The organism is Sphingomonas sp. GC_Shp_6 (genome assembly GCF_026540835.1).
Lineage (GTDB): Bacteria > Pseudomonadota > Alphaproteobacteria > Sphingomonadales > Sphingomonadaceae > Sphingomonas.
On sequence record NZ_JALNUO010000002.1, the window covers coordinates 351,976 to 376,594 of the forward strand.

General features: G+C 70.0%; 20 protein-coding genes and 2 pseudogenes. 11 read left to right on the forward strand and 11 right to left on the reverse strand.

The genetic code is table 11. From position 1 onward, the window contains the following. Positions 1-17 precede the first annotated feature (17 nt). The 9 genes from OXQ95_RS04275 to OXQ95_RS04315 all read right to left on the reverse strand — a co-directional run bounded on the left by OXQ95_RS04275 (position 18) and on the right by OXQ95_RS04315 (position 10,827). Positions 18-1,325 carry a chloride channel protein gene (locus OXQ95_RS04275; protein ID WP_267380032.1) on the reverse strand — a complete coding sequence of 436 codons (1,308 nt, stop codon included), beginning with the start codon at positions 1,323-1,325 and terminating at the stop codon, positions 18-20. A 72-nt stretch (positions 1,326-1,397) separates the two neighbouring features. Beyond that, positions 1,398-2,711, reverse strand: coding sequence for a sodium:proton antiporter (locus OXQ95_RS04280; RefSeq protein WP_267380034.1), 1,314 nt, complete (start codon positions 2,709-2,711; stop codon positions 1,398-1,400). Between the two features lie 25 nt (positions 2,712-2,736). Further along, the gene (locus OXQ95_RS04285) at positions 2,737-4,053 is read right to left on the reverse strand and encodes a DUF2254 domain-containing protein (RefSeq protein WP_267380036.1); all 1,317 of its coding nucleotides are present in this window, start codon (positions 4,051-4,053) and stop codon (positions 2,737-2,739) included. Positions 4,054-4,093: 40 nt separating this feature from the next. Continuing rightward, positions 4,094-4,378 (reverse strand): hypothetical protein, encoded by a 285-nt coding sequence (locus OXQ95_RS04290; RefSeq protein WP_267380038.1) that lies wholly within the window; start codon positions 4,376-4,378, stop codon positions 4,094-4,096. A gap of 83 nt (positions 4,379-4,461) precedes the next feature. Further along, positions 4,462-6,399: an acetate--CoA ligase gene (gene acs, locus OXQ95_RS04295; protein WP_242095953.1), complete on the reverse strand. Its 1,938-nt coding sequence runs from the start codon at positions 6,397-6,399 to the stop codon at positions 4,462-4,464. Next, positions 6,396-8,378, reverse strand: coding sequence for a TonB-dependent receptor (locus OXQ95_RS04300; protein ID WP_267380090.1), 1,983 nt, complete (start codon positions 8,376-8,378; stop codon positions 6,396-6,398). The genes acs and OXQ95_RS04300 overlap by 4 nt, the downstream gene beginning before the upstream one ends. Positions 8,379-8,523: 145 nt before the next feature. Continuing rightward, positions 8,524-9,741, reverse strand: a complete 1,218-nt coding sequence (locus OXQ95_RS04305) for an oxalate decarboxylase family bicupin (RefSeq protein ID WP_267380040.1) — start codon at positions 9,739-9,741, stop codon at positions 8,524-8,526. Between the two features lie 65 nt (positions 9,742-9,806). Next, positions 9,807-10,313, reverse strand: a complete 507-nt coding sequence (locus OXQ95_RS04310; RefSeq protein WP_267380042.1) for a DUF1440 domain-containing protein — start codon at positions 10,311-10,313, stop codon at positions 9,807-9,809. Between the two features lie 124 nt (positions 10,314-10,437). Then, the gene (locus OXQ95_RS04315; RefSeq protein ID WP_267380044.1) at positions 10,438-10,827 is read right to left on the reverse strand and encodes a hypothetical protein; all 390 of its coding nucleotides are present in this window, start codon (positions 10,825-10,827) and stop codon (positions 10,438-10,440) included. 55 nt (positions 10,828-10,882) lie between these two features. Between OXQ95_RS04315 and OXQ95_RS04320 the strand changes: the two genes are divergently transcribed. The 10 genes and pseudogenes from OXQ95_RS04320 (at position 10,883) to virB11 (ending at position 22,098) form a co-directional block, all read left to right on the forward strand. Further along, a complete protein-coding gene (locus OXQ95_RS04320) occupies positions 10,883-11,446 on the forward strand; it encodes an SCO family protein (protein WP_267380046.1) in 564 nt (187 codons plus the stop codon). Between the two features lie 46 nt (positions 11,447-11,492). After that, positions 11,493-14,135, forward strand: coding sequence for an AbfB domain-containing protein (locus OXQ95_RS04325; RefSeq protein WP_267380048.1), 2,643 nt, complete (start codon positions 11,493-11,495; stop codon positions 14,133-14,135). 99 nt (positions 14,136-14,234) lie between these two features. Further along, on the forward strand, positions 14,235-14,582 hold the full coding sequence (locus OXQ95_RS04330) for a TrbC/VirB2 family protein (RefSeq protein ID WP_267380050.1): 348 nt from the start codon (positions 14,235-14,237) through the stop codon (positions 14,580-14,582). A 12-nt stretch (positions 14,583-14,594) separates the two neighbouring features. Next, the gene (locus tag OXQ95_RS04335) at positions 14,595-14,879 is read left to right on the forward strand and encodes a VirB3 family type IV secretion system protein (RefSeq protein WP_242095946.1); all 285 of its coding nucleotides are present in this window, start codon (positions 14,595-14,597) and stop codon (positions 14,877-14,879) included. Next, a pseudogene (locus tag OXQ95_RS04340) lies at positions 14,858-17,240 on the forward strand (VirB4 family type IV secretion system protein). Before OXQ95_RS04335 ends, OXQ95_RS04340 begins: the two are co-directional and overlap by 22 nt. Next, on the forward strand, positions 17,237-18,466 hold the full coding sequence (locus tag OXQ95_RS04345) for a type IV secretion system protein (RefSeq protein ID WP_267380052.1): 1,230 nt from the start codon (positions 17,237-17,239) through the stop codon (positions 18,464-18,466). The pseudogene OXQ95_RS04340 and the gene OXQ95_RS04345 overlap by 4 nt, the downstream one beginning before the upstream one ends. Next, the gene (locus OXQ95_RS04350) at positions 18,463-19,197 is read left to right on the forward strand and encodes a VirB8/TrbF family protein (RefSeq protein WP_267380054.1); all 735 of its coding nucleotides are present in this window, start codon (positions 18,463-18,465) and stop codon (positions 19,195-19,197) included. Before OXQ95_RS04345 ends, OXQ95_RS04350 begins: the two co-directional genes overlap by 4 nt. Next, on the forward strand, positions 19,194-19,931 hold the full coding sequence (locus tag OXQ95_RS04355; RefSeq protein ID WP_267380056.1) for a TrbG/VirB9 family P-type conjugative transfer protein: 738 nt from the start codon (positions 19,194-19,196) through the stop codon (positions 19,929-19,931). Before OXQ95_RS04350 ends, OXQ95_RS04355 begins: the two co-directional genes overlap by 4 nt. Next, positions 19,928-21,112: a TrbI/VirB10 family protein gene (locus OXQ95_RS04360; protein ID WP_267380058.1), complete on the forward strand. Its 1,185-nt coding sequence runs from the start codon at positions 19,928-19,930 to the stop codon at positions 21,110-21,112. The genes OXQ95_RS04355 and OXQ95_RS04360 overlap by 4 nt, the downstream gene beginning before the upstream one ends. Further along, a complete protein-coding gene (gene virB11 / locus OXQ95_RS04365) occupies positions 21,109-22,098 on the forward strand; it encodes a P-type DNA transfer ATPase VirB11 (RefSeq protein ID WP_267380060.1) in 990 nt (329 codons plus the stop codon). The genes OXQ95_RS04360 and virB11 overlap by 4 nt, the downstream gene beginning before the upstream one ends. 24 nt (positions 22,099-22,122) lie before the next feature. Here virB11 and OXQ95_RS04370 read toward each other — a convergent pair whose 3' ends face one another. Continuing rightward, positions 22,123-23,475, reverse strand: coding sequence for an ATP-binding protein (locus OXQ95_RS04370; protein WP_267380062.1), 1,353 nt, complete (start codon positions 23,473-23,475; stop codon positions 22,123-22,125). Continuing rightward, entirely contained in the window at positions 23,469-24,197 is a 729-nt protein-coding gene (locus OXQ95_RS04375) for a response regulator transcription factor (RefSeq protein ID WP_267380063.1), read from the reverse strand. Before OXQ95_RS04375 ends, OXQ95_RS04370 begins: the two co-directional genes overlap by 7 nt. 197 nt (positions 24,198-24,394) lie before the next feature. Between OXQ95_RS04375 and OXQ95_RS04380 the strand changes: the two are divergent. Beyond that, positions 24,395-24,619 (forward strand): annotated as a pseudogene (locus OXQ95_RS04380) (hypothetical protein); the annotation flags it as partial.

The following is a 24,619-nucleotide window of genomic DNA, read 5'->3' on the forward strand; positions in this document are numbered from 1 at the left end:
GGCCGGCGCCCGTGCGGTCAGGCCGCGATGTCGGGCTTGGCCGGGGTGCCGCGCAGGAAGGGCTTGGCAAGGCCATGATAGAGCCGCGTCGGGCACACCATGGCGCCGACGACATCGGCGAGCAGCGCGGTCGCGAACAGCGGGATGATGAGGCCGCGGCTCGCGGTCGTCTCGCTGATGATGATAACCGCGGTGAGCGGGGCGCGGACGACGCCGACGAAATAGGCGATCATCCCCAGCAGCACGATTGCCCCCGCCGGATCGTGCGGGAACAGGATCGTCAGCACGTTGCCGACCCCGGCGCCGACCGCGAGCGACGGTGCGAAGACGCCGCCCGGCGCGCCGCTGAGCGTGGTCGCGAGCGCCGCCAGGAACTTGACGGGCCCGAACCACAAAGGCTGGCCGTGGCTTTCGACGAGCTGGCGGGTGGCCCCGTAACCGGTGCCCCAGGTCGCACCCGCGCTCACCAGCCCGAGTGCCGCCACGACCAGGCCGCAGCCCGCGGCGAACATCACCGGCCGGCTGCGCAACCGCGCGATCCAGCCCCGCGACGGCGCTGCGAATTCGAGCACCACGCGGCTGAAGATGCCGCCCGACACCCCGCCGAGGATCCCCGCCACCGGGGTGACGAGCAGGACGGTGCGCAGCCCCAGCGTCTGCCCCATCGTGCCGAAATAGACATAGTCGCCCGCGATGCCGAGGCTGACGAGCCCCGCGATCATCACCGCCGCCATCACGAGCACCGCCACCTTCTGCTCATAGGCCGATGCCAGTTCCTCGATCGCGAAGGCGACGCCGGCGAGCGGGGTGTTGAACGCCGCCGCCACCCCCGCCGCGCCCCCGGCGATCAGCACGCCCGCGCCGATCGGCACGCGCAGCAACCGGTGCACCGCGACCATGATCGCGGCGCTCAACTGCACGGTCGGCCCCTCGCGCCCGACCGATCCGCCGCCCAGCAGCATGGCGAGCGTCATCGCCACCTTGGCGAGCGCGGTCCGCATCGAAACCAGCGGCCCCAGGGCCTCGCGCTGCGGATCGCGGCCGGCGGCGATCACCTGCGGGATGCCCGAGCCGCGTGCATCGGGCACCCAGCGCATCGTGGCATAGACCACGCCCGCAAAGATCGCCGGCGTCAGGAGGAGCACCCCGTAGGAGAGCGTCGCGAGAAGATGGCCGAAGAGCTGCTGCGCCAGATCGCCCAGCTTGGCGAAGGCGAGCGCCGCCAGCCCCAGCACCACGGCGCCGATCCCGGTCGCCAGCCGCCGCCGGAGCCGCGAGAGCGCCTGGCGGCTCCGGCTGAACCGGCCGTCGACGAAGCCGGCCATGCGGCGAGAGATGTTTTCGAACGACAAGGCCATCCGGGCCTTATCGGCGCTGCGGCCCCGCCGGGGCAAGCATCATCGCGGTTCGCCGGCTCCGGCGTTTCCGGACCCTGCATTTCCAGCCACGCGCCGCGAACACCAACCGAGCACGCGTTCGATGCTGCCGCCCTGGACGATCACCGAGAACAGAACGATGATATAGGTGGCGGTGAGCGCGAGATCGCGCGCGCCGGAATGCGGCAGGCTGAGTGCGAGCGCGACCGAGATGCCGCCCCGCATCCCGCCCCAGATCAGCGTCACCGGCGCCAGCGGCCCGAGCGACAGGAACGGCCTCACCACGATCAGCGGCCCGAACACCGACAGCGTGCGCGCCAGCAGCACCAGCGGGATGGCGGCGACACCGGCGATCAACAGCGGCATTTCGGAGGGGATCGTCACCACCTCCAACCCGATCAGCAGGAACAGCACGGCATTCAGCAGATCGTCGATCACCGACCAGAATTTCAGCAGATAATCGCGCGTATTCTCGCTCATGGCGTGCGCCACGCCGTGGTTGCCGATCAGCAGGCCGGCGACCGCCATCGCCACCGGGCCGCTGACGCCGATCCGGCTCGCCACCGCATAGCCGCCCATCACCACCGCCAGGCTTATCATCACCTCCACCTTGTAATCGTCGATGCGGCACATGCCGCGCATCGCGATCCAGCCGATCAGCAGCCCCAGCACCGCGCCACCGCCCGCCTCCTGGACGAACAGCACGGAGGCGTGGCCGGCGGACAGCGGATCGGTGCCCATCGCGGCGGCGAACAGGATCGTGAAGATCACGACGCCCACGCCATCGTTGAACAGGCTCTCCCCGGCGACCGTCGCCTCGAGCGTCGGCGTCACGTCGGTGCGTTTCAGGATGTCGAGCACCGCGACGGGATCGGTCGGGCTGATGAGTGCGCCGAAGGTGAACGCCCAGAGCCATGGCACGGGATAGCCGATCGCGCCGGTCAGCAGGTGAAATCCCGTTCCGATCAGCACCGTCGAGACGAGCACGCCGACCGTGCTGAGCACGATCACCGCCGCGCGGCCCCGGTGCATCTCGCGCCAGTCGACATGCAGCGCGCCCGCGAACAGCAGGAACGACAGCATGCCGTCCATCAGCGTCTTGTGAAAATCGATGCCGTCGAGAAAGCGCGTGACGCCGTGGCCGAGGTTGCCGCCGGGGATCAGCCGATCCAGACCCACGACCAGCAACGACGCGACCGCGCCCATCACCGTCAGCCCGATCGATTGCGGCAGGTGGAGAAACCGGTTGTTGATGAAGCCGAGCACCGCAGCCAGCACGATCAGGATCGCGGCGGCATCGAACGGCGTGATCGTCACGCCGTGGATCATCGACATCGGTGTGCTCCCCCGTTCGTGGCGCTCATGCCCGGCCCCGCGCGACGGCCACGGGGCCGCCCGTACGCATCGCCGCGAACCGCGTATGCCGCATCCGCAATTCCTCCAGATCGTCCGGGTTGGCGATATCGCGCTCGCCATCGGCCAGCACCAGATCGGCATGCCGCTGAAGCACCGCCCCGCGATCGGGCCGACGCTCATAGCCGACGACCACCGTCATCACCTCGATCATCCGGATCAGCACCGCGGGGCTGCCCGCCGCATTCTGGCGGATCATGTGGAACATCGAATCCACCAGCCCGTCATAGCACACCACGGGAAAGGCGAGGCACGACCGGCCGTCGCGCATCACCACGCCGTCGGGCAGGTGGCGCGGCACCATGTCGCACAACGCCGCGCCCATCCGGTCGAGCACGCTGAGCGCGGTGTGCGGATCGTTGATCCCGGGCGACAGCGCGCGCACCGCGATCTCCACCAGCTGCCGTACCGCGAATTCGAGATCGACGCTGCTGACCCGCTGGCTTCCGAGCGCAGTGGCATGGCGGATCGCGCGTTCCGCACCCTCGATCGCGGGCTCGACCAGCGCGATCGCAGCGCCAGGAAAGACATAGTCGCCAGGACGGACGAGCAGCCGGATCGCGGCGCCGTGCGCGGCCGCCCAATCCGCCAGCCGGCCGGCGTCGAGTTCCTGCAGATAACCGCGCCGGCCATCGGGCACGCTCGCCGCGGCGGCGGTGAAGACCGGACCGGCATCGCCGCGCACCGGCTCGGTCGTCGTCAGCCGGTCGATTGCGCGGCGCACATCGGCGCTGACGAGCTCGATCACCGTATCGACGTTGATCCGCCCCGCCATGTGGCCGACGAAGAACACCAGCACGCCCACGCACAGAAAGGCGAGCAGGATGCCCACCGTCATCGACGCGTGCGGGACGAACGATCCCTCGCTCTGCGTACGCACGCTGCGCAACACCATCAGCGCATAGGAGAAGGTGCCGAGAAAGGCGCCGAGCGTGAACTGGTTGCCACGGTCGCGCACGAAATTGCGCAGCAGCCGCGGCCCCATCTGGCCGGCGGCGAGCGACAGCGATGCGATCGTGATGGAGAACACGGTGCCCGCCACGCCGATCGTCGACGACGCCACCGCGCCGAGCAGCGTCCGCGCGCCGGTGCCGCCGCCATTGTACAGCCAGGGGCTTTCGATCAGCCACTGCGGAACGAGCCCGCTGCGATCCAGATCGACCAGCCCGACGGCCAGCAGGATGCCAACGACCACAAGGATCGCCGGCAACAGCCAGAATTTTTCGCCGAGATTGACGAGGAGCTGGCGCAGACGGGCGGTCACCGCGATCCGCCAGCCGGACGGGCCGCCCCGGCGGCGGCGATCACTGGACCGCGGGTGCCGCGCCGTTGACGATCGCGGCCTTTTGCGCATTGCTCATGGCGGCGGTGTTCAGGTTGGCCGCGTCGATCGCGTCGGCGCGGCGCTCGCCCGTCTTGCGGACCTGCTTGGCCTCCGCCGACAGCGCGGCGGCCTGGTTCTGCAGGGCGTCGGCATGCGCATCGGCGTGGTTCTCCACCCGGTCCGCCAGCTTCTTGTCGCCGCTCTTGTCGCATGCCGCCAACGAAAGCGCGGCGCAGGTGACCAATGCCAGACCCAGAATTCTCATCGCCGTCATCCCCTTGTTCATGGATAGTCCTGATCGGCTTGCCGGACGCGGTTGTCGATCGATTTCATGCGGGGGCCGGCAGCTCAGGGCCGTGCGCGGTTCGCGACGAGATCGTCCACGACGGCCGGATCGGCGAGCGTCGAGGTGTCGCCCAGCGACGATACGTCGCCTTCCGCGATCTTGCGCAGGATGCGGCGCATGATCTTGCCCGATCGCGTCTTGGGGAGGCCGGGGGCGAACTGGATCACGTCGGGCGCGGCGATCGGGCCGATCTCGCTGCGCACCCAGGCGATCAGCGTGCGGCGCAGATCGTCCGACGGCTCCAGACCGGCGTTGAGCGTGACATAGGCGTAGATGCCCTGCCCCTTGATGTCGTGCGGAAAGCCGACGACCGCGGCTTCGGCGACCTGTGCGTGCAGCACCAGCGCGCTCTCGACCTCGGCGGTGCCCATGCGGTGGCCGCTCACGTTGATGACGTCGTCGATCCGCCCGGTGATCCAGTAATAGCCGTCCGCATCGCGCCGGGCGCCGTCGCCGGTGAAATAGGTGCCCGGAAAGGTGCGGAAATAGGTCTCGAAGAAGCGTTCGGCATCGCCCCACACGCCGCGCATCTGCCCCGGCCAGCTCCGCGCGATCACCAGCGGCCCCTCCGCCGCGCCGTCCTGCACCGCGCCCTCATTGTCGACGATCTGCGGAAAGACGCCGGGCAGCGGCCGGGTCGCCGATCCCGGCTTCAGCGGCGTGGCGCCGGGCAGCGGCGCGATCATTCCCGCGCCCGTCTCGGTCTGCCACCACATGTCGATGATCGGGCAACGATCCTCGCCGACGACGTGGTGATACCAGCGCCACGCCTCGGGATTGATCGGCTCGCCGACCGAACCGAGCAGGCGCAGCGACGCGCGGCTGGTGCGCTTCACCGGCGCATCGCCCTCGCGCATCAGTGCGCGCAGCACGGTGGGCGCGGTGAACAGCGTCGCGACGCGGTGGCGGTCGATCACCTCCCAGATACGGCTGGCGCTCGGCCAGTTGGGCACGCCTTCGTACATCAGCGTCGTGCAGCCGTTCGACAGCGGGCCATAGACGATATAGCTGTGCCCGGTGACCCAGCCGACATCGGCGGCGCACCAGAAGATCTCGCCCGGCCGCGGATCGAAGCACCAGGCGTGCGTGAGGTTGGCCCAGAGCAGATAGCCGCCGCTGGTGTGGACCACGCCCTTGGGCTTGCCAGTCGATCCCGAGGTGTAGAGGATGAACAGCGGATCCTCCGCGTTCATCGGCTCGGCCGCGCATTCGGCGGCGACCGTAGCGGCGGCCTCGTGATACCAGATGTCGCGGCCTTCGGTCATCGCGACGTCGGCGCCGGTCGCGCGGACGACGACGATCCGCTCCAGCCCCGGCGCGAGCGCGGCGGCCTTGTCGGCATTGTCCTTCAGCGCCACGCGCTTGCCGCCGCGCCGCCCCTCGTCCGCGGTCACGAGGATCGTCGAGCCGCAATCGGTGATCCGCCCGGCGAGCGCATCGGGCGAGAAGCCGCCGAACACCACCGAATGCACCGCGCCGATCCGCGCGCAGGCCAGCATCGCGACCGCCGCTTCGGGAATCATCGGCATGTAGAGCGTCACCCGCGTGCCCTTGGTCGCGCCCGCCTGCTTCAAGACGTTCGCGAAGCGGCAGACCTCCGCGTGGAGTTCGCGATAGGTGAGCGTGCGCGCCGCCTCCGACGGCTCGTCGGGTTCCCACACGATCGCGGTCTGCGCGCCGCGCTGCGCCAGATGCCGGTCGAGGCAGTTCGCGGCGACGTTCAGCGTGCCGTCGGCGAACCAGCGGACGCGGAAATCGGCTTCGGCGAAGCTGCTCTCGTCCGCGACGCCCGGCGGCCGGATCCAGTCGAGCCGCGTCGCCGCATCCAGCCAGAACCGCTCCGGCGCCTCTTCAGCCTGCGCGTACAGGGCGGCATAATCGGACGCGCCGATCCCGGTTTCCTCCGCCCAGTCCGGCACCGCCACCACATCGCCCGTCATCGCGCTCTCCCGATCCGTATGCCGATCCATAGCGTACGCGGCGTGCCGAGGTCGATGGAGCCGCCGGAATTCCGTGTGACGACGGTCGCGTCGAACAGGTTTTCCGCTCGCGCGACCACCGACACGCCGTGGCCGACCGGGACGCCCGCGACCGCGTCGATCACGGTCGCTGCGGGCAGCACCGCGGTTTCGAGATCGTCCTCATATTGCCGGCCGATATAGCGCACCGTTCCCGACAGCGACGGCCCGCCCGCCGGCGACCAGGCGAGCGTGGCGCTGGCGGCGTGGCGCGGGCTCTGCGCGGGATCGAGCCCGTCGAGCTGCGCCTGGACGCCGTTCGCGCGGACATGGCTGTCGTTGAACGCGTAGGACCCGGTCAGCGAAACCGCGTCGTGGCGGAGGCTCGCCGATGCCTCGATCCCCTTCGCGACGATCGCATCGACATTCTGGCGCTGGCGCAAATTGGTGCCGATCGTGACGTTGGCCACCGCGTCCTCCAGCCGGTTGTAGAAGCCGGTGAGCGACAGTGACGCCCATGCGGCCGGATGGAGATCGATCCCACCCTCCACGCCCTTCAATCGCTCCAGCTTCAGATTGGCGTTCGCCTGGGTGGTGATCGGAAACACCACGAACGGGCGATACAGCTCGTTGAGCGTGGGCACGCGGAAACCGGTATAGGCCGCGGCGCGCAGGTCGATCGCGGGCATCGCATGGAACAGCGCACCGACGCGGCCGGTGCCGATCGTGCCGTTGCGATCGGGATAGGCGCTGGTGATCGTGGGCGTGCCGGTCACCGTCGTCTGGCGAAAGAAGCCGTCATCGATCGTCCAGCGATCGATCCGCCCGCCGCCGGTCAGCACCAGATGCCCGATCGTCCAGTCGTCCTCGGCATACCCACCCGTGGTGCCCGTCTCGCCGCCAGCGGTGCGCCGCGCGGTGACGAGCCCGGTGGCGCCATACGCGTCCTCGTACAGGGTGCCGTCCGCGCGCCGCGTGTCGACGCCGAGCCGCAGGACGTGATCGGGGCCGACCGGCGGCCGGATCTCGATCTTGCCGCCAATCCCGGTCGAGGGGGTGCGGCGCTGGTCGAGCGTCACACGGTAGGTGGTCGAACTGACCACCTCGTTGCCGAAGTCGCGCGCCTGGAGATAGGCGAGCGCCTCGACCTGCCAGGCGCCGCGGTGGATCAGGCGGACGCTCGCATCCTCGCCGTTCGAGAACGACGTGGCGCCGGCGAAGCGCAGCACGCGGTCGTCGCGCAGGATCGTGCCGCTCGCCTGCAATTCGGTCTGCGCGTCGATCGGCGCGACCGCGCGGAAGCCCGTCGTCCAATCGCGATAGCCGGCGCGCACCGTCGCTCCGACGCGCTCGTCCGCAGGCGTGGTGTAGAAGCCGTCCGACCGGTCGTAGCGGCCAAAAAGCGAGACATAGCCCGCGCCGACATTCGGCGAGACGGTGGCGGCGAGCTGCTGCGAATCATAGCTGCCATAGGACGCCTCGCCGCTGACGAGCGGCAGGTCGGCGCGCCCTGCGCTCACCAGCTCGATCGTCCCGGCGACCGCGCCCGCCCCGAACGCCCCCGTACCGCCGCCGCGCGTGACTCGCACCGCGGCCAGCCGCTCGGGCGACAGCGCGTTGAACGGGATATAGCCGAAGAACGGATCGGCGATCGGCACGCCGTCGAGCAGCACCAGCGTCCGGCTGGTGGCGTTGCCGCCGAGCGACCGCAGCGTCACCCCTTGCGCAGACGGATTGGCGGAGCGGCTGTCCGACCGGCGGAACTGCTGGAGCCCGGCGACATCGGCGAGCACGTCCTCGACACGGCCCGACGCATCGGTCGTCAACCGGTCGCGATCGATGATCGTCGCGCCGTAAGCGGGCGTCCCCGGCGGCAGGTCGAGCCCGCGGCCGAGCACGACGATATCGGGTTCGGGGGCGGGATCGGTCGCCGCGGTCTGCGCCGAGACGGTGGTCGGGATCGCGAGGAGCAGCAGCGCGAAGGGCAACGGACGGGAAAGACGGGTCACCTCGTGGCGCATGGCCCGCCGATGGGCGCGCCACAACCTTAGTTTTAGCGGCCGCCGCCTGCCGCCCGCCGCCTCGTCTTGCAACCCCTGCCCAGGCTCAGCGAACTACGAGCTGCTTGGTCGCGGGAAGGCCGTCGATCAGCGCGCGATCGATCTTGAGATGCGACTGGACCAGTTGATGCGGCGTCAGCGCGAGCCACTGGGTGAGCGACAGATCCTGAAACAGCGGCGCACGGAACACCTCGAGAAAGCGCAGCCGCGTCGTGCCGGTATTCTCGATATAATGGCCCATCGCCCGCGGGACATAGCCCACGTCACCCGCCTGATAATCGAAGGTGCGCGCCTTGGATTCGCTGGCGAACACCGTCATCCGCCCCTGGCCCTCTATATAATATTGCCATTCGTCGCCGTTCGGGTGCCAGTGAAGTTCGCGCAAGGCACCCGGCTCGAGATCGACCAGCGCGGCGGAAATGGTCTTGGATGCGGGGAATTGCCGCGTGTCGGTGATGCGCACCTCACCACCCTTCAGCTTGATCGGGGCCTGCGCGGTCATGCGATGGCTGAAGCTTTCGGGCACCTTGCCGTTGCCGTGCATCGTGTCGCCCGCAAGCGTCGGCGACGGCGGGGCGCCCGGAAAGATGTACAGCTCCTTCTTCGGCAGGGGTGCGAGCTGATCCTCGGTAACGCCCAGATTCTTGGCGAGCACGTCGCGTGGCGTGTGCGCCAGCCAGTCGGTCAGCAGGAAGGTCGAATCTTCCGAGAAATCGCCATCGTCGAACACCAGCAGGAACTCGACGCCGTCGATGTCGGCGCTCGGCAGGCCCTGGATCGAATGCGGGATGCCGCCCGGGAAATACCAGAGATCGCCCGCGTGCACGTCGTCGGCGAAGGTGCGCCCTTCCTGATCGACCGCGGTGATGCGCGCGCTGCCCTTCAGGATGAAGGCCCATTCCGCCTCCTTGTGCCAGTGCATCTCGCGGACGACATAATGTTTGAGCCGCATGTTGACGCCCGCCATCTCCTTGGAGATCGGCAGCTCGCGCGTCGTCGTCTGGCGCGCCCAGCCGCCTTCCTCCAGCCGCATATGGCTGTCGGCGAACGACCATTTGAGGTTGGGGATGGTGCCATGATCGGTGCTGGGCGGGCTGATCGTGTTCGGATCCTCGGCCTCGCGCGCCGGGTTGCGGGGGCCGATGATCGGTGCCCCCTGCCCGCCCTGGACGGGTTGCGGGCCGCTCTGCGCCGCCGCGTTGGTGGCCAGTATCGTTCCTCCAGCCGCAGCGGTGGCGATCAGGTCGCGTCGGGACAGGGTCATGGGTATATTCCTTGGTCGATGATGCGCCGAAGACGGCTGACGGTCGTGAGATGCGGGGCCGCCGTTCAGGATCGAAGCGTGCTCGCCACCTGCGACCGAACAAGCTCGGTCGTTCCGCCGAAGACCAGATGCGATGCATAGGCGTAGAGATTGGTGCCGATCCCCGCCTTCCACGGCGCCGGTCCCAGCCCGAGCGCGGGGACGACGGCCTCGTCCATCACGGTGGCCGTCCCCAGGCCGAAGACGGCGCCGAAGCCCGTGGTGACCGCCGGCTGGAACTCGGCCGCTACGCCGTAAGCGATACCGAGGCCGATCCCGAGCGCATAATGGACCGCCTGCCCGGCGAGCGGCTTGTCCGCCTGGGACACCGCACCCCCCGTCAACGTCCGCGCGATCCCGTCCGCCGCCTTCTCCGTCGCGGGCTCCGCGTCACCATCGCCGTCCTTCGACGCCATCGCGGCGACCGCGGCCTGAAAGCGATCCATGACGAACGAGGCCGTCGCCCCCGCGATCAGCCCCGACAGCGCACCGCGAAGGATTTTGTCCGTGGTTTCTTTGTCTTGCGCACGCACGATCGGCTTTCCTCGATAGAGATGCTGTGAAGCGCTATCGGGGCGATCGGGTTCCCTCCGGCATGTGAAGCGCCGATGGTCTCGCGGCCGATGGCCAAACAGGCGATCGGCCTAACATACGGCATCACAGCGTTATTTTACGCCGCGCCATCTCCGTGGAGGCCCATCGGAAGATCGGAGTTTCCGGCTGGTGGCGGAAGATGTCGGCAAGATCGAGCAGGTCCTCGTCGCCCAGCGCCGCGATGGAAATCGCGATCTCGTCCAGCCGCTTGGCCGCACGCATGTTCTGCTCAGCTTCGCGCTTGATCCGGAATTTCAGCATGCCGCCCCGTGTCATGAATCGGTCACGACGCAAAGACCATTTTTCGGAAGAATGCTTAACCCTGTCTAGACAAGCTCGTGTTAACGCTTCCGTGGCATCGGGCCTTACCATGAGCATCATGGCATCTCGTATCGCAGCGGCACGTCGCGGATCGCGGCCCACGCCATCGATGAACCCGGACGGCGTGTCCATCCCGCGCGCCCTTGATGGCCGGGGAGGCGCCATGCATGTGGCATCGGTCGTAAGAATGGCGGTCGTCGCGGCCATCCTGCCACTTGCGTCCGCGTCGATCGCGGCACGGACGGCGGCCGCCGATGTCGACACGCTGACGCCGCTGCTGCCCGGCCTGATCGATCAGGCCGGGCGTCCGGTGACCGCAGCGCGTTTCGCCGGTCGCTCGGTGCTGGTCAACTTCATCTTTACCCGCTGCGGCTCGACCTGCCCGATGCAGACCGCGCAGCTCGCGCGGTTCGACCGCGATCTGCCCCCGGCGCTGCGCGACACGGTCGCGCTGCTGTCGGTCAGCGTCGATCCGCAGAACGACACGCCCGCCGCGCTGGGCCGCTTCGCCCGCCGGTTCGGCGCCGACACCCGCCATTGGAGCTTCGTCACCGGCCGCCCGCAGGATGTCGCGCGGCTGACGTCCACCTTCTCGGCGATGCGCCCCGGCGGCGGCGGCTTCGGCTTCCATTCCAGCGAGTTGTGGATGTTCGACGCCCGCCACCGGATGATCCAGCGCTATGCCGGTGCGCCACTCTCCGACGCCCGGCTGCGCGCCGACCTGCTGACGCTGGCCGCGACGCGAAGCTGACGCTTCCGATGCCCTTCCAACCCCTCTGCACCGGAACCCCTACGCCATGGCTCCCTTCCCCCGTTCGTCGCTGTGCTGCCTGACGCGGCGCGCCGCCATCGTCGCGGCGACGGCGCTGACGCCGCTGGCCGCGCAGGCGCAACAGGCGCAGACTCCCGCCGCGATCTACCCGATCGTCGCCGACGCGACTGCCGATCCGCTGCTCGCCAATCTGGCCATCCCCGCCAATGCGGCACAAGCGGGCATGTGGTCGCAGACCGCGGCATGGCCGATCGTCGCGATCCATGCGGCGATGCTGCCCGACGGCCGGATCCTCACGCTCGGCGCGCCGCAGGGCGGGAGCGTGAAGGACGGCCGCACGCTCGTATTCTGGGATCCGCACAAGGGCCTTGCCGCCGGCGCGTTCCAGATCGTGCCCAATGCCCAGAATGTCGACAGCTTCTGCTCCTCGGCCACCCTGTTGTCCGATGGCCGGCTGCTCACGTCGGGCGGCGCTTCGAGCACCAGCGGCTATTCCAGCCGCGAGAGCATGGTGGTCGACTGGAAGACCTCGACGCCGGCGCGCGACTACGACCTGACGGCGCAGCGCTGGTACGCGACGATGACCAAATTGCCCGATGGCCGCGCGATCATCACCGGCGGCGGCGCTCCCTATACCAGCGCCGATCCCAACCGCGCCGATGCGGCCAACGACGTCTCCTCGACGCCCGAAGTCTATACGCCCGGCCAGGGATGGCGCAGCCTGATCGGCGCGTACAGCACCGACGCGTTCGGCGCGAAGAACGCGCGCTGGTGGTATCCGCGCCAATGGGTGTCGCCGGCGGGCACGCTGTTCGGCATCTCCACCGACAAGATCTGGGAAATGCGGCTGGACGGCAACGGCGCGATCCGCACCATCGGCGACTTCAAGACACCGCCGGGCATGACCTCGCGGATCAATTCCGGCCCGACCTCGACCGCGGTGATGTACGATACGGGCAAGATCCTGCAGGTCGGCGGCGGCGGCTATTACAATGGCTATGATTCGCTCTCGAGCGCGAACGCCACGCTGTTCGACATCACCCAGATCGCCAGCGGCACGGTGAAGGTGACGGAGGGGCAGCCGATGAACGCGGCGCGCCAATGGGCCACGTCCACCGTGCTGCCCGATGGCCGCGTCGTCGTGACGGGCGGCACCGGGCAGGGCGATCGCCAGGCGGCCGGCGTCTATTCGGCCGAGACCTGGGACCCCGGCACCGGCAGCTGGACGGTCGGCGCGGCGAGCGCCAATTATCGCAGCTATCATTCGTCGGCGATGCTCCTGCTCGACGGCGCGGTGCTGGTCGGAGGCGGCGGCATCCCGGGTCCGGTCACGAACCTCAACGCCGATATCTATTATCCGGCCTATCTGTTCGCCAGACAGGGCAATGGCTCGGTGCTCGCCGCCCGCCCGCAGATCATCAGCCTGTCGAAGAACACGGCGAATTACGGCGACGTGATCCAGTTGCAGACGGGCGGCGCGGGCACGATCCGCGAGGTGTCGCTGATCGCCACCGCGGCGGTGACGCACGGTTTCAATTCCAACCAGCGGCGCATGAAGCTCGCCTTTACGCCGATCGCGAACGGCATCGGCGTGACGGTGCCGGCATCGCCGAACCTCGCTCCGCCGGGCTATTACGAGCTGTCGGTGGTCAACACCGCCGGCGTGCCGTCGGCCGCGACGATCGTGGCGATCGGCGCGGCGGCTCCGGGTAGCGGCACGACGCCCACCCAGGGAGGGCAGATCGTCCCCGCCAAGCAGGCCCCGAGCCTGGGCGCGTCGATCGCGTTCGAACCGGCGACGTGGCCGGGCTATCTCATCCGCCATCAGAATTTCCTGGGCATGATCGCCCCGATCACCAGCAAGAGCGATGCGCTCAGCCGCTTCGACGCATCGTTCATCGTGCGCGCGGGGCGTGGCGACGCCACCTGCCTCTCGTTCGAAGCGGTCAATTACCCGGGCTATTTCCTGCAGCACGAAGATTTTCGCGTTAAGCTGAAGCTGGGCGATACGAGCGCTGCGTCGCAGCGCGGATCGACATTCTGCCCGCGCGGCGCGCTGAACGGCAGTGCCGATCCCGCGACATTGTCGTTCGAATCGCTCGATTGGCCCGGCTATTTCATCCGGCACAAGAATTTCGAGACGTGGCTGATCAAATATGACGGCACCGCGAGCGCGGCGGCCGATTCGACCTTCCGCACGAGCGCTGCCGGGCTGGTGCCGCAGGCGGCGGCCAGCATGGGGGCGATGAGCCAACCCGGCTATCTCGTGCGCCATGCCAATTTCATCGGCTATATCGCGCAGATCGGCAGCGCCAGTTCTGCGGGCGACAAGCTCGACGCGTCGTTCATCGTCCGGCCGGGGCTCGCCGACACGACCTGCGTGTCATTGGAATCGAAGAACTATCCCGGCTTCTTCTTGCGTCACGCCAATTTCCAGCTCCGTCTCATGAAGGATGACGGCGTCGCCGCCAATCGGCGCGACGCCACCTTCTGCGTGCGTCCGTCGCTGAACGGGGCGACGAGCCTGTCGGCGGTGTCGCTCGAGTCCCTGTCCTGGCCGGGCTATTTCATCCGGCACAAGGATTACGGGCTGTGGATCATGCAGAACGACGACAGCGCGGACGCACACGCCAATTCGAGCTTCACCGTCACCACGCCGCTACCTTGATCGGGATCAGTCGGCTTAACGGCCATTTAAGCATCGCAGCTTAGCATCATGGGTGCGCAGCCGTCTGGCGGTTGCGCCCGTCCGAGGATCATCACCCCTATGCCCTATCCTCTTGTTCCCGAAGGCACGCGCCACCGCCGGTGGCTCGGGATTGGCAGCGCCTTCGCCGCTCTCGCCGCCTCGGCCGCCCCCGCCCAGGCCCAGATGGCGGGCGATCCTGCCGGATCGGGTGCGATCGTCGGCGCGGTCCAGTGGTTGCAGGGCACGCTGCTCGGCACCGTCGCGACCGCCGTGGCGGTGATCGCGGTGGCGTTCGTCGGCATGATGATGCTGACGGGCCGGATGAACTGGCGCCACGGCGCCGCGGTGATCGTCGGCTGCTTCATCCTGTTCGGCGCGGCGAGCATCGTCGCCGGCATCCAGTCCGCCGCCCAGACCGGCTTTTAAGGTACGCCGCCCGTGAACGGCCTGAACAGCGATCCCCTGTTCGTCGCGATGACGCGTCCGACGATGCTGGCGGGCGTGCCGTTCGGCTTCGTGATCGGCAACGTCATCCTGATGCTGGAGCTGTTCCTGATCTTCCGCACGCCGCTGGTGCTGGTCGCCGGTATCATCGTCCATGCGATCGGCTGGCTCGGCTGCCTGCGCGAACCGCGCCTGATCGATCTGTGGATGGTGCGCCTGCGCCGCTGCCCGCGGGTCAAGAACCACAGATTCTGGCAATGCAACTCCTATCGCCCGTAGCGCCGGGGCGCACCGCGATCGCGGCCGAGAAATCGGCGGGATCGATGCTGCCCTATGCGGCGCAGCTCGATCGCCACACGATCCTGCTGCGCGATGGCCGGCTGATGCAGGTGCTGCGGCTCGACGGCTTCCTGTTCGAGACCGCCGACAGCGAAGAGATCGATTACCGCAAGGAATTGCGCGATGCGATGCTCCAGGCGATCGGCTCCTCGCGCTTCGCGATCTACCACCATGTGCTGCGCCGCCGCGTGCGCCCGATGCTGCCGGGCGTGTTTCCCGATGCCTTTTCGAACACCGTGGAGGCGATCTGGAACGACCGGCGCGAGGCCCGCGCGCTGTTCGCGAACAGCCTCTATCTCGCCATCCTGCGTCGCCCGGAGCCGGGCGCGCGCGGCATCGGCCGCTGGATCGGCAGCCGCGTCGCCGGCCACAACGAGCGCGCCGCCGCCCGCGTCGCCGAGATCCGCGCGCTCGACGCCGCACGCGAGACGCTGGTGTCGTCGCTCGCCGCCTATCGTCCGGCCACGCTCGACACCTACGACACCGCGCAGGGGCCGGCATCGGAGCCGCTCGAATATCTCGCCGCGCTCTACAATGGCGAGCAGCGCCCGCGTCCGCCTGCCCGACGGCGATGTCGGCGACTATCTGCCCGCGCGCCGCGTCAGCTTCGGCGCGCAGACGCTCGAACTCGCCGCGACGGGCGACAGCGGTCGGCGCTTCTCCGCGATCGTCTCGGTGAAGGACTATCCGGGCCTGACGACGCCCGGCATGCTCGATTCGCTTTACCGGCTGCCGATCGAGATGACGATCACGCAAAGCTTCGCCTTTGTCGAGCGCGCCGCCGCCTTGTCGCGGCTCAACCTGACGCTGCGCCGGATGCTCGCCGCCGACGATGCCGCCCTGGGCCTGCGCGACGAACTGGTCGAGGCGCGCGACGCGGTCGCCTCGGGCCGCGCGGGTTTCGGCGAACATCATCTGACCATCGCCGTTCACGGCGACACCCCGGCGGCCGTCGACGCCGCGGTGGCGGACGTGCAGGCGACGCTCACCGATCTCGCGATGGTCGCGGTGCGCGAGGATATCGGGCTGGAGCCCGCCTTCTGGGCACAATTCCCCGGCAACGACGCGTTCATCGCGCGCCGCGCGCTGATCTCGACGCGCAATTTCGCCAGCCTCGCCAGTTGGCACAGCTTTCCCGTCGGCCAGGCAACGGGCAACCACTGGGGCCCGGCGATCGCGCTGCTGGAGACGACCGCGGCGGGACCCTATCATTTCAACTTCCATCAGGGCGATCTCGGCAATTTCACCGTCATCGGGCCGTCCGGCTCGGGCAAGACGGTGGTGCTGAACTTCCTGCTCGCCCAGGCGCAGCGGCTGAGCCCCCGCGTCGTGTTCTTCGACAAGGATCGCGGTGCCGAACCGTTCCTGCGCGCGCTGAGCGGCACCTATGACGTGCTGCGGCCGGGCCGCCCGTCGGGGCTCAACCCGCTGCTGCTGCCCGATACCAGCGAGAACCGCCGCTTCCTCGTCGATTGGGTCGGGCGTCTCGTCGACGATGGCCGCCCTCTGTCGCCCGAAGACCAGGCGCTGATCGAGCGCGCGGTCGCGATCAACATGGAGGCGCCCGTCCATTTGCGCCGGCTCGGCGTCTTCGCGCAATTGCTGCGCGGCGGCACGCGCCCGCATGCCGGCGATCTCGGCGCGCGCCTCGCGCCATGGATCGGGTCGGGCGAACATGCCTGGCTCTTCGACAATGGCCGCGACGCGTTGAGCATCGACCAGCGCGTGATCGGGTTCGACATGACGCGGCTGCTCGACGATCCGCGCACCCGCACGCCGGCGATGATGTACCTGTTCCACCGCGTCGAGGAGCGGCTCGACGGATCGCCGACGATCATCGTCGTCGACGAAGGGTGGAAGGCGCTGGACGACGACGTGTTCGTCGCGCGCATCCGCGATTGGGAAAAGACGATCCGCAAGCGCAACGGCATCGTCGGCTTCGCGACGCAGAGCGCGGAGGATGCGGTGGACAGCCGCATCGCCTCGGCGATCGTCGAGCAGGCCGCGACCCAGATCTTCATGCCCAATCCCCGTGCCCGACCCGAACATTATTGCGACGGCTTCGGCCTCACCCGGCACGAATTCGATCTCGTCCGCATGCTGCCCGACAGCTCGCGCGCGTTCCTCGTCAAACATGGGCGCGACAGCGTCGTCGCGCAGCTCGACCTTTCGGGCGAGCGCGACCTGCTGACCATCCTGTCGGGCCGCGAGAGCACGGTGCGCCGGCTCGACGCGATCCGTGCCGAGGTGGGCGACGATCCGCTCGCCTGGGTGCCGCGCCTGCTGGATGCGGCGGCATGAGCGGCGCGTGCGGCACGGTCAATCCCGATGCGCTGATCCGCAGCCTGATCGGCATGACGGATTGCCGCACCGCCGCGCTCGGCGGCGACGGTTGGCACGGCCTTGCCACCAGCGGCCTCTTCGCCGCGACGCTCACCGGCCTGCTGACCATCGCGGTCGCGCGCGAGGGCTATCGCCTGCTCGCCGGCGGCGGATCGCTGCTGCCTGCCGACGCCGTTGCGCTGCTGATCCGCTTCGGTTTCGTCATCGCGCTCGCGACAAGCTGGCCCGCCTATGACCGGCTCGTCTACCGCGTCGCGATGCAGGGCCCGGCGGAACTCGCCGACGTGATGTTTCCCGCCGCGGGCATCGAGACGGGATCGCTCGTCGACCGGTTGCAGAACGCCTATGACGCGATCGACACCGTCCCGCCCGCACGGCCCGCCGCGGCGACGGCGCCCGCCAACACCGCCGCCAGGCCGCCCGCGGCAGGCGGATCGGAAATGCCCGTCACGGTCAGCGACGGCCTGCCCGGATCGGGGCGCCACGCCGCCGCCGGCATTCTTGCGGTCACCGGTGCGGGCTCGTGGATCGCGGCGCGGTTCGTGCTCGGCCTGCTGCTCGCGATCGGGCCGCTCGCCATGGCGGCGTGGCTGTTCGAAACCGCGCAGGGGCTGTTCGTCGGCTGGCTGCGCGCGCTGGTCGGCGCGGCGCTCGCCTGCCTTGTCATCCCGCTGTCGCTTTCGCTCGAATTGCAGGCGCTCGCCGGCCCGGTCGTCGCGGCGGCGCGCGCCGGCACCGCGGACGTGCCGGGATTGGGCGCGATCGTCTGGATCTTCGCCTTGGTCGACGTCGCGCTGATCGTCGCGGTGCAGCGCATGGCCGGGGGGCTCGACCTTCCCGCCCGCGTGGAGCGCATGATCCGGCCGCGCGGCCCCGCCGCCGCCGATGCCGACGCGCGATCGCCTGCGCCCGCGTTCGCGGTCGCGTCCGCTCCGCGCGCCGCCCAGGCGCCGGTGCCGCTCGCCCCGTCGCGCGCGCAGGCGATCGCGCGCGCCGCCCAGGCCCGCATACTCGTCCCCGGCGACGGGCCCGCCCGCGCCCGCGCCACGCCGGCACCCGCGCTGCCCGCACCGATGGGCGCAGCGGTCGAAATCCGGCGCGGCACCCAGTTCATCGACAGCGCGCGCCGATCCGCCGCCGGTCGCCGGGCCGTTCCCGGAAAGCGCCTGGATCTGCCATCATGAACGAACAGAGCAGCACCTATTTCGATGTCGCCCGCAGCTGGGCCGACGATCGCGACGCCGCGTCGGCGCGCTCGCACCGGATCGCCTGGACGATCGCGGGCCTCGCTTGTTCGATCGCCGCGCTGGAGGCGGTGTCGCTGGCGATGCTGCTGCCGCTGAAGCAGGTCGTGCCGGTCGCGGTGATGGTCGATCGCACCACCGGCTATGTCGAGCGCGTGGATCTGTCGCAGCCCAAGGCGCTCACCGCGAACGAGGCGCTGCAGCGCGCGCTGCTGGCGCAATACGTGGTCGCGCGCGAAAGCTATGATCCGGTCGGCATTCGCGCTGCCTATCGCAAGGTGGCGCTCTGGTCCGCCGGTCCGGCGCGGTCGGGCTATATCGAGGCGATGAACCAGCATCCGCCATCGGCCCAGCTCGCATCGGTGCGCCGCGAGATCGCGCTGGCGACGACGATCCGCAGCGTGACGATGCTGTCGCCCGGCACCGCGCAGGTCCGTTTCGACGTCGCGCATGTCGGCTATGACGGCCGCAACACCGATATTCGCCCCTATGTGGCGACGATCGCCTTCACCTTTTCGGGCCAGCCGATGAAGGTGGAGGACCGGCTGGAGAATCCGCTCGGCTTCGCGGTCGGCTCGTACAAGGTGGATGCGGAAGCGCCCCCGCCCGCGCCGCCGCGCGACCAGCCGGTCGTGCCGATGGCGGTGCCGCCGATGGCCGTGTCGCAATGAGGATCGCGCACCCTCTGGCCACGCTCGCCGCCGCTGCGATCGCCTTCGCCGCGACGCCCGCCGGCGCGCAGAACGACCCGCGGCTGCAGGTGCTGCATTATGTCCCCGGCGCGGTCTTCACGCTGCGCGTCGCGCCCGGCTATGTCGCGACGGTCATCCTGGGCGACGACGAACGGATCGAAAGCCTGGCGGTCGGCAATGCCGCCGCGTGGGAAGTCACGCCGAGCAAGAGCGGCGACCATCTCTTCGTCAAGCCGCTCGCCACCGGCGTTTCGACCAATGTCGAAGTCGTCACCGATCAACGCCATTACAGTTTCCTGCTGCAATCGACCTTCGACGGCGATCCGCAGGCCGCCTTCCAGCTCCGCTTCGATTATGCGGGTTCGCTCCCGGCAGGGCCGGGGCCGCTGCCGGGCGCACCATCCCCAAACGTGCCGGCCGCGGCGGTGCAGGAGGATGCCGTCGGCCGCTATCGCCTGTCCGGCGCGCGTGAGATCCGCCCGGTCTCGATGGACGACAATGGCGTCCGCACCCAGTTCGTCTTCGCCGATGCCGCCAGCCTGCCCGCGATCTACGCGGTGGACGAGCACGGGAACGAGACGCTGGTCACCACCCGCCATGCCGGCGACGTGCTGATCGTCGATCGGGTCTGGCGCCGCTACGTCTTCCGCCGCGGCCATGCGACCGCGGGCGCGCAGCGGATCGCCCCGCGTGCCGATCGGGTGCGGCGATGAACGACGCGCCCGCCACGCCCGACGCCATGGATGCGCCCTTCGCCGAAGAGGATTGCCGGCCGCAGGTCATGCTGCCCCGCAGCGGCATGCCCACATGGGTGATGGCGGCGATGGCGGGAACGCTCGGCACCGTCGTGCTGCTCGGGCTCAACGCGCAGCCGCGCCTGCGCCTCGCGACGCTGGACGACCAACGCTATGCCGCGGCCCGCACGCCGCCGCTGCCGCATTCGCTCGATCGCGACCCCGGCCGCGCGCTCGGCCTCGCCGCCATCGACGCGTCGGTTCCGGCGGACGGTCCGTTCCGACACGGCGCGGCGCCGCAGGACGACGCGGCCTTTGCCCGCCCCATGGCCTATGCGCCGACTGCGATGGCGGGCCTCGCGCCATTTTCCGATCGCGCCGCGGCGATGGGCGGCGGCCCGCGCGGAACCGAAGGCGCGCCCGCCCATGCCGCCTTTCCGACGACGCCCATGCCCGGCGCACCGGTGGCGCCGGGCGCCGGCACCGCGACGATCATCGGCACGGGCGGATCGGCCCTGGTCTATGATGCCGGGCGTCCTGCCGACGGCGGCGCGGGCAATGACCGGATCGCGGGAGACGGCGGCGCGCGCGCGAGCCTGATCCGCAACCGGGCGATGATCGTCGCGCAGGGCGAGGTGCTGGCCGCGACGCTCGAAACGCCGGTCAATTCGCTGCGCCCCGGCCCGATTCGCGCGATCGTCGCCCGCGACGTGCGCGGCTTCGACGGCAGCCGCGTGCTGATCCCGCGCGGCAGCCGCCTGATCGGCGAATATCGCGCCGATCCCGCCTCGGGCCGGCGCCGCGTGCTGGCGACCTGGACGCGGCTGATCCGCCCCGACGGCGTCGCGATCCGCATCGATTCGCCCGCGGCCGACGCGCTGGGCGGCACGGGCATGCCGGGCAAGGTGGATACGCATTTCCTCGCCCGCTTCCTCAACGCGACGCTGCAATCGGCGTTGCAGGTGGGCGTCAACCTCGCCGCGCGTCGGGGCAACGGTTCGGTGATCGTCACCAACTCGCCCCAGCTCTCCAGCGCGGTCGGCCCCACGATCATCCCCGGCGCGGACGAAGCGCCGACCGTCTCGGTGCGCCCCGGCGCCGCGATCTCGGTCTTCGTCGCGCGCGATCTCGATTTCTCCGGCACGCCGTCGGTCCGATGACCGCCCTTCGCGCCGTCGACGATTATCTCGCGACCTTCCTCGCGCCACTCCGCCCCTATCTCGCTTGGCCCGACACCACCGATCTCTACGTCAATGGCGCGGGCGAGATCTGGGTCGAGCGCGGCGTGGGCCGGATCGACCGGCACGCCGTACCCGCACTCACCGACGACTGGCTGTGGCATTTGTCGCAGCAGATGGCGCGCGCCGCCGATCAGGGGATCAGCCGCGCCGAGCCGCTGCTCTCCGCGACACTGCCATGCGGCACGCGGGTGCAGGTCGTCGCACCGCCCGCGACGCGCACGGGGTTCGCCATGGCCTTTCGCCGCCAGGTGACCGCCGCCTTCACGCTCGCCGACCTCGGCGCCACGGCGATGTTCGACGGGGTCGGCGCGCGGGCGGCGGAAGATCCCGATGCGGAGCTCGACCGGCTGCACGCCGCGGGCGACCATATCGGCTTCCTCGCCGCCGCCGTCGCACGCCGCAAGACGATCATCGTGTCGGGCGGCACCGCTTCGGGCAAGACCACGCTCGTCAACGCGCTGCTGCGCGAGGTGCCCATGCACGAGCGGATCGTCGCGATCGAGGACAGTGCCGAACTGCTGTTGGCGCAGCCGAACGCCGTCGGGCTGATCGCGACCCGCGGCGCGCTCGGCGAAAGCCATGTCGATGCCGACGATCTGCTGCGCGCCGCGCTCCGCCTGCGCCCCGATCGGATCGTGCTCGGCGAGGTTCGCGGGCCCGAGGCGCTCACCTTCCTGCGCGCGGTGAATACGGGCCATCCCGGATCGTTGACCACGATCCATGCCGACAGCCCCAAGCGGGCGCTGGATCAGCTCGGCATGCTGGCGCTGCAGGGCGGCGCGCGGATCGATACGAGCGAACTGCGCGCCTATATCGATCGGCTGGTCGACGTGGTGGTCCAGCTCGAACGCACGCCGCAGGGACGCCGCGTCGTCGCTGTCGATTGGCGCAGAGCCTCCGCCTGACGCCTCGGATTGCCGCGGCGTCGATCAGGCGCGGCGAAGCGGGATCGTCACCGTCGCCGTCAATCCGCCGCCCGGCCGGTCGGCGAGGCCGATCGCGGCGCCGATGCGGTGGGCGAGCAGCCGCGCGATCGTGAGCCCCAGCCCGCTGCCGCGCCCGCTCGGCCGCGCGGCGTCGAGCCGGCGGAACGGATCGAAAACGCGTTCCAGGTCGGCGGCGGCGATGCCCGGCCCGCGGTCCGCCACATGAAGCCGCAGCGCCGTGCCGTCGCTCTCCAGCCGGACCTCGGCGCCGCCGCCATGGAGCAGCGCATTGTCGATCAGGTTGGCGAGGATGCGGCGAAGCGCCTCGGGCTGGGTCGGCGCCACCAGCCGGTGCGCGGGCGGATCGAAGGTCACCGGGTGCCCGACATCCTGCGCATCCTCGCACAGGCTCGCGGCCAGCGCGCCGATATCGACCGGAACGAACGCGACGCCGTGATCGTTCGAGAGGCGCGCCAGTTCCAGCCCCTCCGCGATCAACGCCTCCATCGCCCGCGCATCGGCGATCAGCTTGTCGCGCACCGCCTCATCCGCGATCGCCTCGAGCCGCAGCCGCATCCGCGTCAGCGGGCTGCGCAGATCGTGCGAGATCGCCGCCAGCATATAGGTGCGCTCGTCGAGCGTGCGGCGAAGCTGGACCTGCATGTCGTTGAACGCCCCGATCGCCCGGCGCACGTCGCCGGGGCCGCTCTCGACCAGCGGATCGGCGTCGAGATTGGCGGCGAGATCCTGCGCGGCCGCGCCGAACCGCTCGATCGGCCGCGCCGCCATGCGCGCGACGATCAGCGCGAGCAGCAGAACCACGACCCCGAGCGTGACGAGGAACGACCGGCTGGCGACGGGCGCGCCGCGTGGGCCGGCCGGTGGCGCATCGATCGCCAGCAGGACCGGCGCTCCGGCACGGCCAGCCAGCCGAACGACATAGCATCCCGCACCGGACGGCGCCGGCGCGGGTACGGGCGGCGGCACACCGCCCGGTGCGGCAGGTGGCGGGGGTGCGGGTGGCGGCGCGGGTGGGCACAGCGCCGGATCGACGTGCGCCGCGATCACGCTGGGCCATCCCGGCAGGCGATCGGCCAGACGGCCGGCGAGCGCGCTGTCGGGAACGCCAGGCGGGACGCGTTCCAGGCGCCGCGTTCCGGGCGGTGGCGGATCCGCGCCGATCGCGGCCACCACGCGGTCCGCCACGCGGTCGGCGCGCTCCGCCGCGATCTGCGCGTCGCGCTCCCGACCCGCCAGCAGCGACGCCACCGCCGCCGCCGCGATGATCCCGAGGATCAGCACGGCGAAGATGCGCCCCGCCATCGAATCGGCAAAGCGCCCGGCCCCGTTCAGCATCGCTCGACGGCTTCGCTGAAGACATAGCCGCGCCCGCGCACCGTCTTGATGATCGGCGATCCGTCGAGATCGTCGCCGAGCTTCGCGCGCAGCCGGCTGATCCGCAGATCGATCGACCGGTCGAGCGCGACGTCGTCGGCGCCGCCCGTCAGCCGGTGGAGCACTTCGCGCGGCAGCACCTCGCCGCGATGCGCGACGAGCGTGACGAGCAGCCGGTATTCGCTGCCCGACAGCGGCACGACGGTGCCGTCCGCCGCGATCAGGTGGCGCCGGCCATGATCGAGCCGCCAGCCGCCGAAGCGGGTCTCGGCGAAGTCGGCGGACGGCGCCGGCTCGGCGAGCGGGATCGCCGCGGTGCGCCGCAGCACGCTGCGGATCCGCGCCAGCAGCTCGCGCGGCTCGAACGGCTTGGCCAGATAATCGTCCGCGCCGATCTCCAGCCCGATCACCCGGTCGATCGGATCGCCGCGCGCGGTGAGCATGACGATCGGGATGCTGCCGGTGCGGCGCAGCCAGCGGCACACGTCCAGCCCGTCCTCGCCGGGAAGATTGAGGTCGAGCACCACAAGCGCGACATCGCCGTGCCGCCCGAGCAGGATGCGCAGCGCGGCGCCGTCATGCGCGACCGAGACGCGAAAGCCGTTCGCGCCGAGCATCGCCGCGACCAAAGCGGCGATCTCGCGATCGTCTTCCACGACGGCGATGTGCGGATCGTCCTTCATCCCGCCCATCTGCCCCAGCGCGCGCGATCCGTCGCGGGCGAATCATGTCGAAAGCCGCAGGATCGGCGGAATGATACGTTTCGACACCGGTTCGGCGCCGCACCGATACACTGCGACATCCTGCGTCCGGTTCGGGCCGCAATTCGGCGCGATTTCGGTTCTGCGCCCATCCAAGGGCGATAACACAGGATAGAGCAATGAAAGCCATGATCTCCGGCCTTGCGATCGCCGCGCTGTCGCTGACGGCCCTGGCCGTTCCCGCCAGCGCGCAGGCGCCGCTGGCCCCGGCCGCCCCCGCCCCCGCGGTTCGCGGCGACGCACCGCCGCCGCCTCCGCCGCCCGGCGGCCCTTGTCGCCTCGACCGGCATGACCGCATGACGCATCGGCGCGGCCCCGGTGCCCGCGGCGATGTGCCGCCTCCG

What these genes read in the sequence shown, in the direction of transcription:
- OXQ95_RS04370 (WP_267380062.1), bottom strand. Translation starts at nt 23,475, where the DNA reads ATGCTGAACGGGGCCGGGCGCTTTGCCGATTCGATGGCGGGGCGCATC.
- OXQ95_RS04305 (WP_267380040.1), bottom strand. Translation starts at nt 9,741, where the DNA reads ATGACCCTGTCCCGACGCGACCTGATCGCCACCGCTGCGGCTGGAGGA.
- OXQ95_RS04330 (WP_267380050.1), top strand. Translation starts at nt 14,235, where the DNA reads ATGCCCTATCCTCTTGTTCCCGAAGGCACGCGCCACCGCCGGTGGCTC.
- OXQ95_RS04315 (WP_267380044.1), bottom strand. Translation starts at nt 10,827, where the DNA reads ATGGACACGCCGTCCGGGTTCATCGATGGCGTGGGCCGCGATCCGCGA.
- OXQ95_RS04325 (WP_267380048.1), top strand. Translation starts at nt 11,493, where the DNA reads ATGGCTCCCTTCCCCCGTTCGTCGCTGTGCTGCCTGACGCGGCGCGCC.
- OXQ95_RS04375 (WP_267380063.1), bottom strand. Translation starts at nt 24,197, where the DNA reads ATGAAGGACGATCCGCACATCGCCGTCGTGGAAGACGATCGCGAGATC.
- OXQ95_RS04290 (WP_267380038.1), bottom strand. Translation starts at nt 4,378, where the DNA reads ATGAGAATTCTGGGTCTGGCATTGGTCACCTGCGCCGCGCTTTCGTTG.
- OXQ95_RS04350 (WP_267380054.1), top strand. Translation starts at nt 18,463, where the DNA reads ATGAACGAACAGAGCAGCACCTATTTCGATGTCGCCCGCAGCTGGGCC.
- OXQ95_RS04320 (WP_267380046.1), top strand. Translation starts at nt 10,883, where the DNA reads ATGGCGGTCGTCGCGGCCATCCTGCCACTTGCGTCCGCGTCGATCGCG.
- OXQ95_RS04360 (WP_267380058.1), top strand. Translation starts at nt 19,928, where the DNA reads ATGAACGACGCGCCCGCCACGCCCGACGCCATGGATGCGCCCTTCGCC.
- virB11 (WP_267380060.1), top strand. Translation starts at nt 21,109, where the DNA reads ATGACCGCCCTTCGCGCCGTCGACGATTATCTCGCGACCTTCCTCGCG.
- OXQ95_RS04355 (WP_267380056.1), top strand. Translation starts at nt 19,194, where the DNA reads ATGAGGATCGCGCACCCTCTGGCCACGCTCGCCGCCGCTGCGATCGCC.
- OXQ95_RS04275 (WP_267380032.1), bottom strand. Translation starts at nt 1,325, where the DNA reads ATGGCCGGCTTCGTCGACGGCCGGTTCAGCCGGAGCCGCCAGGCGCTC.
- OXQ95_RS04280 (WP_267380034.1), bottom strand. Translation starts at nt 2,711, where the DNA reads ATGTCGATGATCCACGGCGTGACGATCACGCCGTTCGATGCCGCCGCG.
- OXQ95_RS04345 (WP_267380052.1), top strand. Translation starts at nt 17,237, where the DNA reads ATGAGCGGCGCGTGCGGCACGGTCAATCCCGATGCGCTGATCCGCAGC.
- acs (WP_242095953.1), bottom strand. Translation starts at nt 6,399, where the DNA reads ATGACGGGCGATGTGGTGGCGGTGCCGGACTGGGCGGAGGAAACCGGG.